Genomic DNA, 15,632 nt, shown 5'->3' with positions numbered 1-15,632 from the left:
TGTGTATTATGATTTTTGCAGATTTTGCCTGAACTTTATGATTCTGTCTATATATCCGCGAGGATATCGGCAAGATCCGTACAATATAGCTTCATGTTTTCAGAAAAAAGGAGTCTGCATTTAAAGGGTAACATTCCATAATGATCGGGGATGATTGAGTATCATTGCTAGTTTAGAAAGAGGTCTAGTATGCAGAGATAACTAAAGAGTGAAAATGAATTATCATTTTCAATGATGTTCCATGATTTAGATTATGGTATTGTTTTTATATAAAAAAATCAGGGATAGCTTTATGGTAAAAACTTTAATCACCGATGTGACTCTTCGAGATGCGCATCAATGTTTAATAGCAACGCGTTTAAGAACAGAAGATATGTTGCCCATATGCAAGAAAATGGACGAAGTTGGTTTTTGGGCCATGGAAGTATGGGGTGGGGCAACTTTTGACGCCTGCCTGCGTTTTTTAAAAGAGGATCCTTGGGAGCGATTGCGTTTGTTAAGGCGAGCGTTGCCTAATACGCGTTTATCTATGCTGCTTAGGGGGCAAAATTTATTAGGCTATCGTCATTATGCGGATGATGTAGTCAAAGAGTTTATCAAATTGGCAGCAAATAATGGTGTTGATGTATTCCGAATTTTTGATGCATTAAACGACTCTAGAAATCTGAGAGTTGCCATAGAGGCAGTTAAGGCTGAAAAAAAACATGCGCAAGGAGCAATCTGTTATACGACTAGTCCAGTACATACCTTAGAAGGGTTTGTCAATTTGGGAAAAGAATTGGCAGATATGGGATGTGACAGCCTTGCAATTAAAGATATGGCTGGACTATTAACTCCTTCCATCACTACAGAATTGTATAAAGGACTTTCACAAGCAACAGGATTACCTATCCATTTACACAGTCATGCTACATCGGGTTTAGCTAACGTTTGTCATTACGAAGCGGTTCTTGCTGGTTGTTATCATCTAGATACCGCTATTTCGTCTTTTTCAGGCGGGGCCTCTCATCCGCCTACCGAAGCATTGGTCGCTGCCTTAGCGGGTAGTGAATTTGATACAGAGTTAGATTTAAATTTATTATTAGAAATTGATGATTACTTTAAGGTCGTTCGAAAGAAATATTCTCAATTTGAAAGCGAGGCGAGTGCTATCGATCCGAGAGTGCAACTTTATCAAGTTCCTGGAGGGATGATATCTAATTTGTACAGCCAACTAAAAGAACAAAATGCTTTGGACAAAATAGATGCTGTTCATCAGGAAATTCCTCGAGTTCGTGAAGATCTAGGATATCCACCTTTAGTTACGCCAACGTCTCAAGTGGTGGGAACTCAGGCTGTAATCAATGTATTAACTGGTGAACGTTACAAAACTATAACGAATGAGGTAAAACTTTACTGTCAAGGTAAATATGGTGCTCCTCCGGGTAAGATAAGTCCTAAATTGCGTAAAAAAGCCATTGGGCGAACTGATGTGATTGAAGTAAGGCCTGCCGATCTGCTGTCTAATGAATTCAAGCAATTAAAAAAAGAAATTGAAGCTTTAGCTTTGAGTGAGGAAGATGTTCTGATTTATGCGATGTTTCCTGAAATTGGCCGGCAATTTCTCGAGCAGCGCCAAAATGATTCTTTGGTACCTGAGCCCTTATTACCTCAGTCCGGCACTGCAGAGCACCATAGTTTGTCAGAATATGATATTACTCTTCATGGGGAGCATTATCATGTGAAAGTCGCGGGCTTCGGCACTCCTCAACACGGTCGTCAGACTTGTTTTTTATGGGTGGATGGTGTTCCTGAAGAAGTGGTCATTCACGGTTCAGAATTTGAAGAGCAAAATAAAGCCGTTGCCAGAGCAAAAAATAATGAGCCTGGTGATGTCTCCGTGTCCATTCCTGGCACAATTATGGCTATTCATGTAGCAGTAGGTGAACGAGTGAAAAAAGGCCAGGCATTATTCGCTATTGAAGCGATGAAAATGGAAACAGAAGTACAAGCATCTGAGGATGGAGTAGTTACAGAAATATGTTGTCAAAAGGGGGATAAGGTTACACCAGGACAAGTACTGATCCGGCTTAATTTAAAAGCAAAGAAAAGCAGTAATGCTAATTAAACAATTTCAAAAAAAGTGAAATTGTGCTAATTTTGTATGGTTTTAAAAAGATCTATTTGTATTTTTGTATAGTAGCAGTTCATTCTGTACGCGTATTTCTTTGAAATATTATGGTTTTTCATAGTATTTTAATTGAGAAGAGCTTATGTTCGATGTGAAGTGATTTGCATTGAGCATTAGCTGTATTTTGGACTACCCTAGCTTTTTAAGCTGAATGATTATGATATTAAGAGTTTTTTGTTAATCAACTGTCCTTAAAAAATCAATGGGTAATATAAAACATCATGGACATTCCAGGAAGGTTGTCCTACCCGAATTAATCTAAGGAGTTAGTTTCGATGCATCCAAATTATTATTTGTCACCTTTAGCCATTGCTGTAGCCCTAGGATTAGCTTCACCTGTAAAAGCGGCAGAGCCCGTGGCCCTACAAAAAACACCTTTTGTTGAGTTAAAACAAAAATTTCAATTAACTTTACCAGGTGTAATGAAAGGTACTTCAGTGTCGACTGATAGTTTACAATTTGTAAGACAACATACTGACGGCAATAAAGTAACTCACGTGCGTATGCAGCAATTATATGCTGGTTTTCCTGTTTTTGGTGGCTATGCCATTATGCATAGTAAACAAAAGGCACCATCTCTTGCAACCACAAACTCAGATGTGCACATGAATGGTACTGTTTATCAGGGGTTACAACTTGAGTTGGGACAACCCCAGGCCTCCTTTGTAAAAAATGCTTCTGTTGCTTTACAGCAATTTAAAAATCACTATGCAGATAAACGTGTTAGCGAAGAACAAGTAACTCCTATGGTTTATATCGATGACAAACATCAGGCTCATTGGGCCTATAAGGTCAGTGTCTTTGTTAGTCATGATGATAAAATTCCTGAACGTCCAACAGCGATTATTGATGCGCAAACTAATAAACCATTTGTGCAGTGGAATGATGTGAAAACTGAAATGGTTCCTGTGAAAGGAGCTGGCTTTGGTGGAAATAGTAAAGTAGGTGAATATCAGTATGGTAAAGAATTACCTTTATTAGAGATTACTAGAGATCTTAATGCCAAAATGTGTTTCATGGAAAATACAAATGTTAAAGTGGTTGATATGCAACATAAGTATAGTTCAAAGAATATTGCCATGAAATTTTCTTGTACTACGGATTTGGGTGATCAGTCTAACTCTATGTTTTATACCGGTTATTCTGCTGATGGTTATGATAAGGCAAATGGGGCATCCTCTCCAACTAATGATGCCTTATATGCCGGCCATGTAATTAAGCATATGTATCACGATTGGTATGGTTTAGAGGTATTGACTAAGACCGATGGCTCTCCAATGCAATTGGTGATGCGTGTTCATTATGGTGAGGGTTATGAAAATGCTTATTGGGATGGCAGACAAATGACCTTTGGTGATGGTGATACCATGATGCATCCTTTAGTTTCTCTAGGGGTCGGTGCTCATGAGATTAGCCATGGTTTCACTGAACAGCATTCTGCCTTGGAATATTATGGCCAGTCAGGTGGATTAAATGAGTCATTCTCTGATATGGCAGCGCAGGCCGCTGAATTTTATTCTGCAGGAAAGAGCAGCTGGCAAATTGGCCCTGAAATAATGAAGGAAGATAGTGGTTATGACGCTTTACGTTACATGGATAAGCCAAGTCGTGATGGCGAGTCAATTGATAGTGCTGATGATTATTACGGCGGTTTAGATGTTCATTACTCTAGTGGGGTATACAACCATTTATTCTACATCTTAGCGAATAAACCTGATTGGGATATTCGTAAAGCATTTGACGTAATGGTTAAAGCGAATATGGATTATTGGACTCCTTATGCATCTTTTGATGATGCTGGTTGCGGTGTTCTTAATGCCGCCAAAGATTTAGGATTTTCTCTTGACGATGTGAAAGCCTCATTGACTGAGGTTGCTGTTAGTTATCAATCTTGTGCTATTGATACTAATAGTTAATATGACTTGACATAAAGGGCGCTATAGCGCCCTTTATGTATTATTTCATAATGCGTGTAGATAATGGATGTCATTACAACGAAAGATAAAAATCAGTGAGAAGTTGTCCTACAAGTTCAGGTTGTTCCATATGAATGTGATGTCCGCCATCTAAGTGCATAATTTTTAAATTGCTAACTGTTTTTATACGTTCTTGCATTAATTTAGAATCAAAAGAAAATCCTTTGCTAGCCCAAATCAAACATGTTTTGGCGCTGATTTGTTTTAGACAAGAAAGAATTTGCTGTTCGGTCATGCGCAAAGGAGAGGGAGCTAACAATCGTTTGTCATGTCGCCAATAATAAATGCCATGTTTTTTAACCAGGGCCCTTTGGCATAATATTTTAGCGATCTCAAAAGAAACATAGCCCTTTAGTGAACGGGCTAAGGCAGCATGTTCAAATTCGTGATATCCCTTGGTTTTCTTTATCTCTTGATGAGTAAGATAGTCTAAATAGGTAGTCAATTGTTCGCATGCAGATTCATCAGGATGTGAAAATGGGCCTAATCCTTCGATTAAACCAATTGACAGGAAACGATTGGGGGCTATCCCTCCGACTATGCTTGCTAAACAAGCTCCCATAGAGTGGCCTATTAAGTGAACCTTATCTAATTTCAGGGCGTTGATTATTTGCACTATAATGAATATGCCATCAATAAAGTGGTAATTACTACTTTGGGGAAGATGAGCGGAATGGCCGTGACCGGGAAAATCTATGGCAATAAAATAATAATTATTTTTTAAATATTCTGCCAAAGGGTCGAAACTATTTGCGTTATCTAGCCAGCCATGTAGTGCAATAATAGGAGGGTTTTCAGGATTACCCCAAGTTTTATAAGCAATAGATAAACCTGGAATAACTAATTCTTGAGAGTTCATTTTTATTTATTATTCTGTTACTTAGAACCATAGCTTATTACCTCATGTGTTGCTCTATAAATCCAGACCTTTAATCAATAACCCCGCGAAAAAATGTCAACGAAGAGAGGAGTCTCCAAATTCAGGCACAGTGCTAATGTCTGGAGATCTCTCACTTCGTTCGCGATGACGTTTATCTGACTTATTGAGAAGCTACATAATCTTTATCTAAGCTATTGCTTTATAAGTTCATTTTCTAATTATCTAGAAATGTATTATTAATTAGTCCTGTTAATGCTATGCTTAATAAACATAAGGTAAAGGTACAAAGAGAATGCAAAAGGTTGTAAACAGCATATCGCTGATAACGTACAACATTCATAAAGGATTTGGTGTGGGTGCTGTTCGTTTTTTGCTTCCTGAAATGCGCGCAGCCATTACTGGGTTAAATCCTGATTTTGTTTTCTTGCAAGAAGTGCAAGGTAAGCACAAAAGGAAAGAGCGGCGAATAGATTCTTGGCCTGACGCACCGCAGTTTGAATATATAGCAGAGAATATATGGCCACATTATATTTATGCTAAAAATGCCATATATCAATCAGGCCATCATGGCAATGCTATTTTAAGTAAGTATCCTTTTGCAGGTTTTGAAAATATTAATCTTTCCAATACCAGTAGAGCGTCCAGAGGTATTTTGCATGCGCAAGTAAAACTAGATAACACCACGATCCACCTATTATGCGTGCATTTAGGGCTTTTTAAAGCAGAGCGTGCAGAGCAATGCAAAGCTTTAATTCAGCGTATTAAGGATGTTGTTCCGCAAGATGAGCCTTTATTAATGGCAGGAGATTTTAATGATTGGCGCACTATTATCTCTAAAACGCTTGCGGATGATTTGAATATACATGAAGCATTTGTTGCTGTCGAAGGACAACATGCCCGCTCTTTTCCGGCGATTAAGCCTGCATTGCGTGTTGATAGAGTTTATTTTCGCGGGATGGAAGTACAAGACGTTGCTTGTTTCCAGGGGAAACCCTGGCGTATGTTATCTGACCATTTGCCGTTATATGCGCGCTTTACGCTACTTTGATTTTTTGAATGAGAATTAGGTTCAGTGATATTAAAAGTAGGTCTGGCCATTGGCGCAATGGTGCTACCTTAATAAAAGGAAGAAAAAATCGTAGCCCGTATTAGTGCAGCATAATACGGGAATACCCTAGCTCAGTGCACTGAAATCCCGGATTACGCTGCGCTCATCCAGGCTACAAAAACTTAAGGTAGCGCCATTGGGCCATTGGCGCGACCTACTTTTAAGCGGCTATTGCTCCATAGCACTTTCATATTCACCGACACAGGCCATGCTATTTAACCGAGCACGCTTCAATAAAGCTTCCTGAGCACTGGCAATATTTTCTTTTTTTCCTTCCCAAGTTTTTAAGCAATCTTCTTGTAACGCTCGTCCATAGGAAAAACTTAACAACCATGGTTGATGCCCAACAGTATTGATAGCATTTAAATTTTCTGTTGCTTGCTGAGGTGTTTGTCCGCCAGATAAGAAGTTAATTGTTGGTACAGAAGCAGGGACATTGTTACGGAATACTCCAATAGTGTAATCTGCTACTTCATCTGGTTCGCTAAATGGAGTGACCGCTTTACCGCTGGTTACCATGCTTGGTTTTAATATGATATGTTCTAGTTCTACTTGATGGATAAATAAGGCATGAAAGAGTTCATGTAAAACCATTTCGCTGACTTCTGCGCATTGTTCTATACTGTGATCGCCATCCATCAGAATTTCAGGCTCTACAATAGGGACTATCCCTACTGATTGACATGTTGCTGCATATCGAGCGAGGTTTTCAGCCCCTGCTTTAATTGCAGCAATACTTGGAGCATATTCAGAAATAGAATATACATTGCGCCATTTAGCAAATTTAGCGCCTAGTTTTTTGTAATGGAGTAGTCGATCAGCTAAACCATCCAGACCTTGAGTTACTTTTTCATTTTGAGTATTGGGCAGATCGATTAGTCCTTTATCTACTTTAATACCAGGAACTATGCCTTTATTAGCAAATAATTCTGCTATGGGGGTTCCATGCTCATCTTTTTGCTCAAATGTTTCTTCAAATAAGATCACGCCATTTATGTATTGCTCCAGATCGGGAGTGGTAGCTAGTAATAGGCGGTATTCTTTACGATTTTCCTCTGTGTTTTCAACGTCGATTGATTCAAAACGCTTACCTATAGTGCTATTGCTTTCATCAGCAGCTAAGATGCCTTTTCCATCTTGTAGTATTTGCTCCATAGTTTCTGACAATTCTTCGTAATGCATAATGTATTATTCTCCTCAATTTATATTCAGCGGTTATCGGGAAATGTATTTTTCACGAATAATGTGCTGCATAGCAAAACCTTGATCTTTTAAATAGTTAAATGCGTCGTCGATCATACCTGGATTTCCGCATAAATAAACAATATCTTGTTCTGGATTAAGATTCAGTTCGGGAAATGCGTGCTGAACATATCCTGTATATTCATTCTCCTGTAAACCCTCAGGTAGTTCTCGACTTAAATGAGCTCTAAATGTTACTTGTGGGTATCGTTGCGCAAAGGCCTTAAATTCATCTGCATAAAGAATTTCTTCTCTTTTTTGTATGCCTTGTAGAATAACGACCTGTAGATGAGGATTTTGGTCAAGACGTTTACTTAATTCAGCGAGCATCGCTCGATATGGAGTTACTCCTGTACTGGTAGCAACTAAAATATAACGCCCAGGCACTTCGTCTTTAAAAATTAATCGACCAAAAGGGCCTGAAATATGGACAGTATCTCCTGGTTTTAAATTAAATAGGAGTTCTGTACCGGGACCATTGGCAAAATATCCTGCGGCAAACTCTATTTGGTTATCTTGTTTTGGAGAATTGGCTATACTGTAACTACGCTTCAAGTTTTTTCCATCACGTTCAAAATGAATGGTAATAAATTGTCCTGGTATGTAGTTAAATGAAGGGGTGATCTCACAATTAAAAACAAAATGTTTTACTTTGGGGGAGATCATAAAAGATTCTACCAAAGTAATGGGAAAGATATTTACTTGCATGACGATTATCAACTTTTATTATAAAGTGCTTAATATAGGGGAAAAATTATGCATTGCAAGTGTTGAGATAATATAATTAACATATGACGACTACAGATTTAGTAACAATGATTGGCAATTTAAGCCAATCACTCTACCCAGTCCAAAAATTTATATCGGGCGGCGCTTATATATTGGGGTTTTTATTTTTCATAACAGCACTAAGTAAATTAAAAAAAATAGGAGATAAGAGGGCTCAATCCTCTTCTTCTGAGAAAATGTTTACCCCAATGATGTTGATATTGATGGGCGCTTGTTTGCTCTATCTCCCTTCAGCATTTCATGTCTTGGCTAATACTGCTTTTGGAGTGGGGAATGTGATTTCCTATACCAATTACAATCCAGCAAATATTTATTCTTCTATGGGGCTATTGATAAGAACTGCAGGGATATTATGGTTTGTGAGGGGATGTGTTCTCGTAGCACATGCTAGTGAGCCGGGAACCCAGGAGGGGCCTAAAGGGCTTGTGTTCATATTAGCTGGCATTTTAGCGATGAACTTTGATAACTCTATCGCGGTAGTCAATTATATCGTCAGCTCTTTAGTGAGTTGGACTATGACGTTCAAAGCGAGTCAGGGATACTAGGCGACATTTCCGATTTTCTTATAGATGCTGTGCATTTATCAAGTTATCTCAGGCAATGAATAAAAGAAACATTAAACTTGCATATTGATTGTTTTTTGATCATACTATTACATAAATGATCTTGTATTTGTAGTTAAGATAAAATAACACTAAAGATGCTGTTGGGCAGTCTATTAAGTTCATTTTTTATTTGCTATTCATACCTGTTGTTGTCAATTTAAATTGAGTGTTTGGAGGTGGTGTATGCCCAGACCCTTTGTTCAGCTTGGTAATGCCAAAATAGCGCCTTTTAAATATGGTGACAATCCACCTTATGGTGCTTTCATCAATACAACTAAAGCAGGGGAATATCCTGTAGCTCAAAATGTTATGATTGACGGTAAGCCAGTAACATTCAATTGGCCTTCCTCAGAACATGCTTATCATGCGCAAAAATTAATTCATTTAATGAATAAAAATCCTGGAGATAAAGGAATGCAGATGATTGTATTGCAGACCTTACGTAAGATTGAAGTTACTAAAGCAGGTCCAGGAGACGAGTTTCTTCCTCATACGGATTGGGATGGACCTAAAGGTATAGTTGCAGATTTAACCAATAAATATCCGCGATTATTTGGAGCTGACAAAAGAGCTTTTGATGCGCTTAGTGATTCTAATTACCATAGTTTGGGGGCTCCTAATAAAGGGTTAATGGCTAATGGCGAACCCTACACCTTGAAATTTATGCGTGAAGTGGTGAAATTGAAATTAGAACAACATCCAGAGCTAAAAAAATTGGCTATGGATTGTGCTCGTGACGGTATTTTACCGGTAGAGGTGGCTTCCAAAGATGATAATTGGGCTTCTGGGCCAGATGGTCGGGGTGCCAATATGTTAGGAATAGCGATTTTGGAGTTAGGTAATGAGTATTTAAGGAAGGAAGAGCCGCAAAACCCTCCTAAAATTCCTAATCCTAAGGCCTATTATCAGCAGCTTCAGCAACAGGCTTCCACACAATTAAGACATGATTCTTTGGTATCGTATACTCAAAATATGCAGGGATGGCGGCAAAATGTCTCTCCTACAAGCCATCAAGCATCGACACATGGTATTTCAAAACCAACAGCACCTCATTCTTTGGGTAATCCTTCTCCTAAACAAACCGCTGCAAAACAGACGCCTCTCGAGTATGTGCGAGATAGAGTGAATTGTGCGGAAGTAAGAGTGGTTCCTGATAAAAACAATCCGTCACAGAAAGTGGTGCAATTGGTATTTAAAAATATACAAGATGCCTCTAATTTTAAAGCTCTTCATAGTGGTTCAACTACGCCACAAGAGGGGAGAGTATTAACTTTAGGGCCTACCAGGGCTGAGAGGTTATTCGAAAAATTGAACATCAAGGAGTATGGCAGAAAACACCCTAGACCTACAATGGAGGCGTTGGTTGATTTCGCTCAGCCGATGCAACCGAAAACAACCGCACCTCATTCTCCAAGCCATACATCTTCCGCACAGACTCTATCAAAAGAGACTCCTGCAGAATATGTAAAACGTAAATTAGATTCATTACATAGTGGTTGTAATAGTATACGTGTCGTTCCAGATGCTGCAAGACCATCGCAGCAAGTGATTCAGCTCGTATTTGATGATGCACAAAAAGCAGCTAAATTTAAAGCTCAATATAGTGGGGGAACAACGCCTACGTCAGCGGATGGGAAGACATTGACGTTAGGTGTTAATAGAGCCCCTCAAACATTCCAAAATTTGGGAATTGAGTACTATGGCAGGAATCATCCTAGACCCACAAACCAGGCTTTGATCGACGATCATCAACGAAAGCTAGGAGCTAATAATACATCTAAACCAATATCGCCTCAATCATCAAGAGATACTTCTTTTTATGCATTTGGTGACAAGCGCCTGATAATTCAAAATAATGCAGTAGTAGGCTATCAGTATAAAAATAATGGAGGATCATGGCAAGACAGCGGCGACCCTAGTAGATTTAAGCGATTAACTGAGAACTTTCGTGAATTACAACAGCTTAAAAATACTCATTATGAACATGCCACCCATATTACTGAAAATAATCGTTGGTATTTTTGTCAGGCTTCTTCGGATAAATTTCGTGATCTGAAAGGAGATTGCCTTAAGACTAGATTATTGCTTGATTTTAAGTCCGAATTAACTACTTACGCACAAATGTGTACCAGTAAAGAGCAATTTGATAAGCATGTAGAAGAGCTAAAGCAAAGTAAAGAGTATGAGGTATTAGCAACAGGCCAAGGCCAAGTGACAAAGATTTTCGGATTAGAAACAAGTTCTGTAAAAGCATTTAACAATATCGCTGCGGAGTTACGAGACGGTATTGACGATTTATCTTTGGATGAGAAAGGACCTCAATTAGGATTTTAAATCCAGATGGAGAGTAGGAAAACCCATCTGTGACACGGTTTATTCCTCTTCATTACAGATGCGGAGATTGTTCGCTTTTGCGAAATCCATGATGGATTGGTAAATTTGTGGACTGGATTCTTTAAGTTTGGGATCTAGTAAAACGCAATGATAGCCATCACTGTGTACGCTAGGTTGTAAAAGAGGCGAGTAATAAATACGACTGTTTTTAAAGCTTGCTAAAGAACCACTCATACGTTCTGCCCAGTCGCGTGGGCGAAAGGTTTTACCTTGAGCAGTCACTCCTTCAATAATAATTTTTTTACTCATCTTTGTTTTATCTTCGGTATTAGCCATAAATTTATGTATTTTAAATACAGTATGCCAAGTATAGCATCATCATGCTTTTTATGTACGGAGATTTACCTATTTTGAGACAATAAATTTGTAGCAACTAGTTAAAATTGAGTTTTAATAATTTTTTTGTATGGTTTAGATGAATTTGTGGAGGAATATAGTATGAACGGCATATTACGCCTTTTATACTTAACAGCGTTTATTTAGAACTAGCTCCCGTATAAATGCTGCGTGTTTTACGGAATAACGTTTGTTTAGCGACATAAAAAGCATTTCCATGCTTTTTATGTTGAACTTACGTTAATTATGTTAGGATGTTCGTGATTTTACATTAGTGAGGTTTCATAGCGAATGGAAAAAGAAAGTCATTCTGGAATTTATTTACTGCCCAACTTACTAACTACTGCCAGTTTGTTTGCAGCATTTTACTCGTTGGTTTCTTCCATGAAGGGACAGTATGAGGCTGCTGTTATTGCTATGTTTATAGGTATGATTGCAGATGGTTTAGATGGGCGGATTGCGCGTCTTACTAATACCCAAACGGAGTTTGGGGCACAATATGATAGCTTATCCGACATGGTTACTTTTGGTGTGGCTCCTTCATTATTGCTATATAACTTAACATTAAGCCACTTAGGAAAGTTTGGTTGGTTAGTTGCTTTTGTTTATACTGCTGCAGTGGCATTACGTCTTGCGCGTTTTAACACCCAACTTGGAACAGCAGATAAACGGTATTTCCAAGGGCTTCCTTGCCCACCATCTGCGGCAGTAATGGCTTCTTTTGCCTGGTTATGTTATCAAAATGAATGGCAGAATATGTTTATTTCTTTATTAACAGCAATTTTAGCTTTGTTGGCTTCTGTGCTCATGGTGAGTAATTTGCGTTACTACAGTTTTAAGGAAATAGATTTTAAAGGGAAAGTCCCATTTTTATATGTATTAATCGTTATTATCTTATTCGTAGCTATCGCGGCTAACCCAGCCATAGTTCTTTTTGGTGGTTTTAGTATCTATGCTTTATCTGGCCCCATGTTAACTTTTATTTCTTTACAAAGAATGAAAAAAGAGCGCGGGAACTCACATAAAGAATAATTACAGCTACTGTTCACATAATTGTAGCCTGGTTGCAAGAAACCGGGCTACAATTATGTTACTCAAGGCTACGTTGGTTTGTAATCGGGCTACACGTGCTGAATCTGACACCATTATCTGAACGTTTTTTATCTATTCGCCTTCGCCGAAGTAATTATTGATTAATTGGACTAAAGCTTCGTTCATTGCTTCTTCATCTGGGCCATCTATCTCTAAAGTGAGTTCGCTGCCCTTATTAGCGGCAAGCATCATCACACCCATAATGCTTTTTCCATTAACGGTTTGAGAGTCCTTGGTTACATCTATATGACTTTGAAATCGTGCTGCGGTTGAGACAAATTTCGCCGATGCGCGTGCATGTAAACCGAGTTTATTTATTATCTTGATTTGAGTCTTTATCATAATCCTTACAATGTATCATGACTCGCGCGTTAGGTACAGGATTTATGCAAGATGTTCTATCGGTCGTTTTTTGTAGATTCTATGGGATGTAATTACAGGGCTCATCGCTGCTGGAGCAGCGATGAAGAGGAAAGAAACTGAATATTATTCTCTGTGATCACGAAGGCCTAGTAGCTTTTCTTTGTGTTTAATAAGCTGTCGATTCAGTTTATCTACTAGTGTATCTATTGCAGCATACATGTCTTCAGATTCAGAACTGGCATGTAATTCTCCTTTAGCTACTAAAACAGTTGCCTCAGCAATTTGTCTTAATTTTTCGACATCAAAAACCACATTAATAGCAGTAATATGATCAAAATGACGCTCAAGTCTATCGAACTTTTCTTCGGTAAAGGCTCTGAGGGCAGGAGTAACATCGATACGATGTCCAGTGATGTTGATTTGCATAAGGCTCTCCTTTGTTTACTAATTATTAGCTACGAATAATTTTTCGTTCATTAGATGGGGCAATGCCCATGGCTTCACGATATTTGGCAACAGTACGTCTTGCCACCTTAATACCTTGTTCTGCGATTAGCTCAGCGATTTTACTATCACTTAATGGTTTTTTTCTATTCTCCGCCGAAATTAATTTCTTTATGACAGCTCGTATTGCTGTTGACGAGCATTCACCTCCAGTATCTGTATTCACATGGCTGGAAAAGAAATATTTCAGTTCAAATACACCGCGTGGTGTATGTATAAATTTCTGAGTAGTGACACGAGAAATTGTTGATTCGTGCATATCTAGGGCAGAAGCAATATCATTAAGCACTAATGGTTTCATTGCCTCTTCACCACTCTCAAGAAATCCTTGTTGATAGTCAACAATACATGTCGCTACTTTGAGTAGAGTTTCTTGCCGACTCTGAATGCTTTTCAGAAACCAACGTGCTTCTTGCAGATTATTTTTTAGAAATTGGTTATCAACACTATTATTCGCTCGTTGAATTAACGCTGCATATTGACTATTAATACTTAACTGAGGAAGAACGCTTTGGTTCAGGTAAACTTTCCATTGATTTTCTACTTTTTTTACTGTTACATCGGGAATAATATACTCAGTAATATCTTGGTGTATCAGATTACCTGGCTTCGGGTTAAGGGCTTGAATAATTTGAAGAGTTTCATTTACAGTTTTTTCATTAATTTGATGATTTTTCATCAACTGTCTGTAGTTATGCTGCCCTAACAGATCTATATCTTCAGTAATAATTTTTTTTACTAATGCCAAACGCTTTATATCTAACTGGGGTTGTTCTAATTGAACAAGTAGCGTTTCTGTCAAACTTAATGAAGCACAACCTACAGGGTCAAAATGTTGCAGTCTATGCCGTACTGCCTCAATTTCTTCAATGTCCAGAGGGAAATCATCGCTGCTTAGGCTGGAATGCAAATCACTTACAGGTATAGTAAGAAAACCATCATCATTAATTGCATCGATGATTGCAGTGGCAATAACCCTATCTATATCACTCATGGGTGAGAGAGCAAGTTGCCAACGCAAATGATCTTGTAAATTGGTGGTAGTGCAATGCAAATTATCAAAGTTATAATCGTTATCTTCAAAATTATTGCGCTTATTCAGGTTGTAGAGTTGTGACCACTGAAAATCAGCAAACTCATCTGCATCAGGCGGGCTATTAAGTCGAGACTCTTCCTTTTCCTCAACCGGAGTGGCTTCCAGCATAGGATTAGATTCAACTATTTGTTGGATTTCTTGTTGTAAATCTATTGTAGATAACTGCAATAGTCTTATTGCTTGCTGTAGTTGGGGTGTTAGAGTTAGATGTTGTCCAATACTAAGCTGCAATGATTGTTTCATTCAAATCCTCTTTGTTTTCACTGCTATTATGTATCAGTTTAAACGATCCGTAAGGATTATCCAGTATTTATAAGGGTTAATTTATGTAAATAGGAATTAATTTTTTTATTTTTTGAGCGAAATGAGTGAGTTATAAAATAAAAGCACAGGAAGGATTTATTTTTGTCACTATGAAATAAAAAGCCCCGAAATGATAGGGGCTTATATAATAACTACTTTACTTTTTTCTCTTTAAAGAGCACATGCTTACGTACTTTAGGATCATACATCATCAATTCCATTTTTTCAGGATGATTACGTGGATTTTTTGTAGTGGTCTTATAGTATCCAGTTCCTGCTGTGGATTCCATTTTCACCTTTACTGTAACAGCTGCCATGGTTTATCCCCTTAATTATACCTTTTCGCCTTTAGCTCTGAGTCTATCCAGAACTGCTTTTATGCCTAATTTGTCTATTATACGCATACCTTTGGCAGTGAGTTTCAATGTGACAAATCGATTTTCTTCTTCAACCCAGAACTTGTGATTCTGAATATTAGGCAGAAAGCGTCTTCTTGTTTTATTGTTAGCGTGCGACACTTTGTTACCAGTCATGGGCCGCTTGCCAGTTACCTGACATACTCTAGACATTAGTGTTACTCCAAAATAAAAGTTCTATATCGTGTTTTTTCAAACCCCTAGCATCATCATATCTTTTGCTTCAGTGTCTCTTCGGTGCTTGTTTGTTTACTTATATGTAAACATAGCCTTTCAAATCACTTATGCCTTGCATTTAAGCAAAACTTACTGCTGGTGCAAGAGGTTTTTTGTAAAATTCGGGGTTTTCGTTAAACAA

Annotated in this window: 15 protein-coding genes; 6 read left to right on the top strand and 9 right to left on the bottom strand. The window is 38.2% G+C overall.

The window, feature by feature from the left end:
• The first annotated feature begins 292 nt into the window (after positions 1-292).
• On the top strand, positions 293-2,107 hold the full coding sequence (gene oadA / locus LFA_RS12110) for a sodium-extruding oxaloacetate decarboxylase subunit alpha (RefSeq protein ID WP_045096423.1): 1,815 nt from the start codon (positions 293-295) through the stop codon (positions 2,105-2,107).
• A gap of 338 nt (positions 2,108-2,445) precedes the next feature.
• The gene (gene proA / locus LFA_RS12105) at positions 2,446-4,086 is read left to right on the top strand and encodes a zinc metalloprotease ProA (RefSeq protein WP_045096422.1); all 1,641 of its coding nucleotides are present in this window, start codon (positions 2,446-2,448) and stop codon (positions 4,084-4,086) included.
• Positions 4,087-4,159: 73 nt separating this feature from the next.
• Here proA and LFA_RS12100 read toward each other — a convergent pair whose 3' ends face one another.
• Positions 4,160-5,005 carry an alpha/beta fold hydrolase gene (locus LFA_RS12100; protein WP_045096421.1) on the bottom strand — a complete coding sequence of 282 codons (846 nt, stop codon included), beginning with the start codon at positions 5,003-5,005 and terminating at the stop codon, positions 4,160-4,162.
• Positions 5,006-5,318: 313 nt separating this feature from the next.
• Between LFA_RS12100 and LFA_RS12095 the strand changes: the two genes are divergently transcribed.
• Entirely contained in the window at positions 5,319-6,074 is a 756-nt protein-coding gene (locus tag LFA_RS12095; RefSeq protein ID WP_045096420.1) for an endonuclease/exonuclease/phosphatase family protein, read from the top strand.
• Between the two features lie 228 nt (positions 6,075-6,302).
• Here the strand turns inward: LFA_RS12095 and LFA_RS12090 are convergent, their stop codons facing one another.
• Both LFA_RS12090 and LFA_RS12085 read right to left on the bottom strand, forming a co-directional pair.
• Positions 6,303-7,316, bottom strand: a complete 1,014-nt coding sequence (locus LFA_RS12090; RefSeq protein WP_045096419.1) for a class I fructose-bisphosphate aldolase — start codon at positions 7,314-7,316, stop codon at positions 6,303-6,305.
• Between the two features lie 33 nt (positions 7,317-7,349).
• Complete coding sequence (locus LFA_RS12085; protein WP_045096418.1) at positions 7,350-8,084, bottom strand: ferredoxin--NADP reductase; 735 nt, start codon at positions 8,082-8,084, stop codon at positions 7,350-7,352.
• 83 nt (positions 8,085-8,167) lie between these two features.
• On the opposite strand from LFA_RS12085, the gene LFA_RS12080 reads away from it, so the two are divergent.
• Complete coding sequence (locus LFA_RS12080; RefSeq protein WP_045096417.1) at positions 8,168-8,710, top strand: hypothetical protein; 543 nt, start codon at positions 8,168-8,170, stop codon at positions 8,708-8,710.
• A 243-nt stretch (positions 8,711-8,953) separates the two neighbouring features.
• A complete protein-coding gene (locus LFA_RS18955) occupies positions 8,954-11,104 on the top strand; it encodes a hypothetical protein (protein ID WP_052673959.1) in 2,151 nt (716 codons plus the stop codon).
• A gap of 39 nt (positions 11,105-11,143) precedes the next feature.
• Here LFA_RS18955 and LFA_RS12070 read toward each other — a convergent pair whose 3' ends face one another.
• On the bottom strand, positions 11,144-11,440 hold the full coding sequence (locus LFA_RS12070) for a DUF3579 domain-containing protein (protein WP_045096416.1): 297 nt from the start codon (positions 11,438-11,440) through the stop codon (positions 11,144-11,146).
• Between the two features lie 351 nt (positions 11,441-11,791).
• On the opposite strand from LFA_RS12070, the gene pssA reads away from it, so the two are divergent.
• Complete coding sequence (gene pssA / locus LFA_RS12065; RefSeq protein WP_045096415.1) at positions 11,792-12,532, top strand: CDP-diacylglycerol--serine O-phosphatidyltransferase; 741 nt, start codon at positions 11,792-11,794, stop codon at positions 12,530-12,532.
• 132 nt (positions 12,533-12,664) lie between these two features.
• On the opposite strand, the gene LFA_RS12060 is transcribed toward pssA, so the two are convergent.
• The 5 genes from LFA_RS12060 to rpmB form a co-directional block, all read right to left on the bottom strand.
• Positions 12,665-12,934, bottom strand: coding sequence for an HPr family phosphocarrier protein (locus LFA_RS12060; RefSeq protein ID WP_045096414.1), 270 nt, complete (start codon positions 12,932-12,934; stop codon positions 12,665-12,667).
• A gap of 144 nt (positions 12,935-13,078) precedes the next feature.
• Positions 13,079-13,381 carry a ribosome hibernation promoting factor gene (gene hpf / locus LFA_RS12055; RefSeq protein ID WP_045096413.1) on the bottom strand — a complete coding sequence of 101 codons (303 nt, stop codon included), beginning with the start codon at positions 13,379-13,381 and terminating at the stop codon, positions 13,079-13,081.
• 25 nt (positions 13,382-13,406) lie between these two features.
• Positions 13,407-14,798, bottom strand: coding sequence for an RNA polymerase factor sigma-54 (locus LFA_RS12050; RefSeq protein ID WP_045096412.1), 1,392 nt, complete (start codon positions 14,796-14,798; stop codon positions 13,407-13,409).
• A 212-nt stretch (positions 14,799-15,010) separates the two neighbouring features.
• Entirely contained in the window at positions 15,011-15,175 is a 165-nt protein-coding gene (gene rpmG / locus LFA_RS12045; protein ID WP_006872450.1) for a 50S ribosomal protein L33, read from the bottom strand.
• Positions 15,176-15,190: 15 nt separating this feature from the next.
• Complete coding sequence (rpmB, locus tag LFA_RS12040) at positions 15,191-15,427, bottom strand: 50S ribosomal protein L28 (protein ID WP_045096411.1); 237 nt, start codon at positions 15,425-15,427, stop codon at positions 15,191-15,193.
• Positions 15,428-15,632: the final 205 nt, after the last annotated feature.

Source organism: Legionella fallonii LLAP-10, assembly GCF_000953135.1.
GTDB lineage: Bacteria > Pseudomonadota > Gammaproteobacteria > Legionellales > Legionellaceae > Legionella > Legionella fallonii.
The sequence above is the reverse complement of the archived record's forward strand: the minus strand, read 5'-3'. Positions and strand labels throughout refer to the sequence as shown.

Bases quoted from the DNA above. Each gene is read 5' to 3' on its own strand.
- rpmG (WP_006872450.1), bottom strand. From the start codon at position 15,175: ATGGCAGCTGTTACAGTAAAGGTGAAAATGGAATCCACAGCAGGAACT.
- LFA_RS18955 (WP_052673959.1), top strand. From the start codon at position 8,954: ATGCCCAGACCCTTTGTTCAGCTTGGTAATGCCAAAATAGCGCCTTTT.
- hpf (WP_045096413.1), bottom strand. From the start codon at position 13,381: ATGCAAATCAACATCACTGGACATCGTATCGATGTTACTCCTGCCCTC.
- LFA_RS12100 (WP_045096421.1), bottom strand. From the start codon at position 5,005: ATGAACTCTCAAGAATTAGTTATTCCAGGTTTATCTATTGCTTATAAA.
- proA (WP_045096422.1), top strand. From the start codon at position 2,446: ATGCATCCAAATTATTATTTGTCACCTTTAGCCATTGCTGTAGCCCTA.
- LFA_RS12090 (WP_045096419.1), bottom strand. From the start codon at position 7,316: ATGCATTACGAAGAATTGTCAGAAACTATGGAGCAAATACTACAAGAT.
- LFA_RS12050 (WP_045096412.1), bottom strand. From the start codon at position 14,798: ATGAAACAATCATTGCAGCTTAGTATTGGACAACATCTAACTCTAACA.
- LFA_RS12060 (WP_045096414.1), bottom strand. From the start codon at position 12,934: ATGATAAAGACTCAAATCAAGATAATAAATAAACTCGGTTTACATGCA.
- rpmB (WP_045096411.1), bottom strand. From the start codon at position 15,427: ATGTCTAGAGTATGTCAGGTAACTGGCAAGCGGCCCATGACTGGTAAC.
- pssA (WP_045096415.1), top strand. From the start codon at position 11,792: ATGGAAAAAGAAAGTCATTCTGGAATTTATTTACTGCCCAACTTACTA.
- LFA_RS12070 (WP_045096416.1), bottom strand. From the start codon at position 11,440: ATGGCTAATACCGAAGATAAAACAAAGATGAGTAAAAAAATTATTATT.
- LFA_RS12095 (WP_045096420.1), top strand. From the start codon at position 5,319: ATGCAAAAGGTTGTAAACAGCATATCGCTGATAACGTACAACATTCAT.
- LFA_RS12085 (WP_045096418.1), bottom strand. From the start codon at position 8,084: ATGCAAGTAAATATCTTTCCCATTACTTTGGTAGAATCTTTTATGATC.
- LFA_RS12080 (WP_045096417.1), top strand. From the start codon at position 8,168: ATGACGACTACAGATTTAGTAACAATGATTGGCAATTTAAGCCAATCA.
- oadA (WP_045096423.1), top strand. From the start codon at position 293: ATGGTAAAAACTTTAATCACCGATGTGACTCTTCGAGATGCGCATCAA.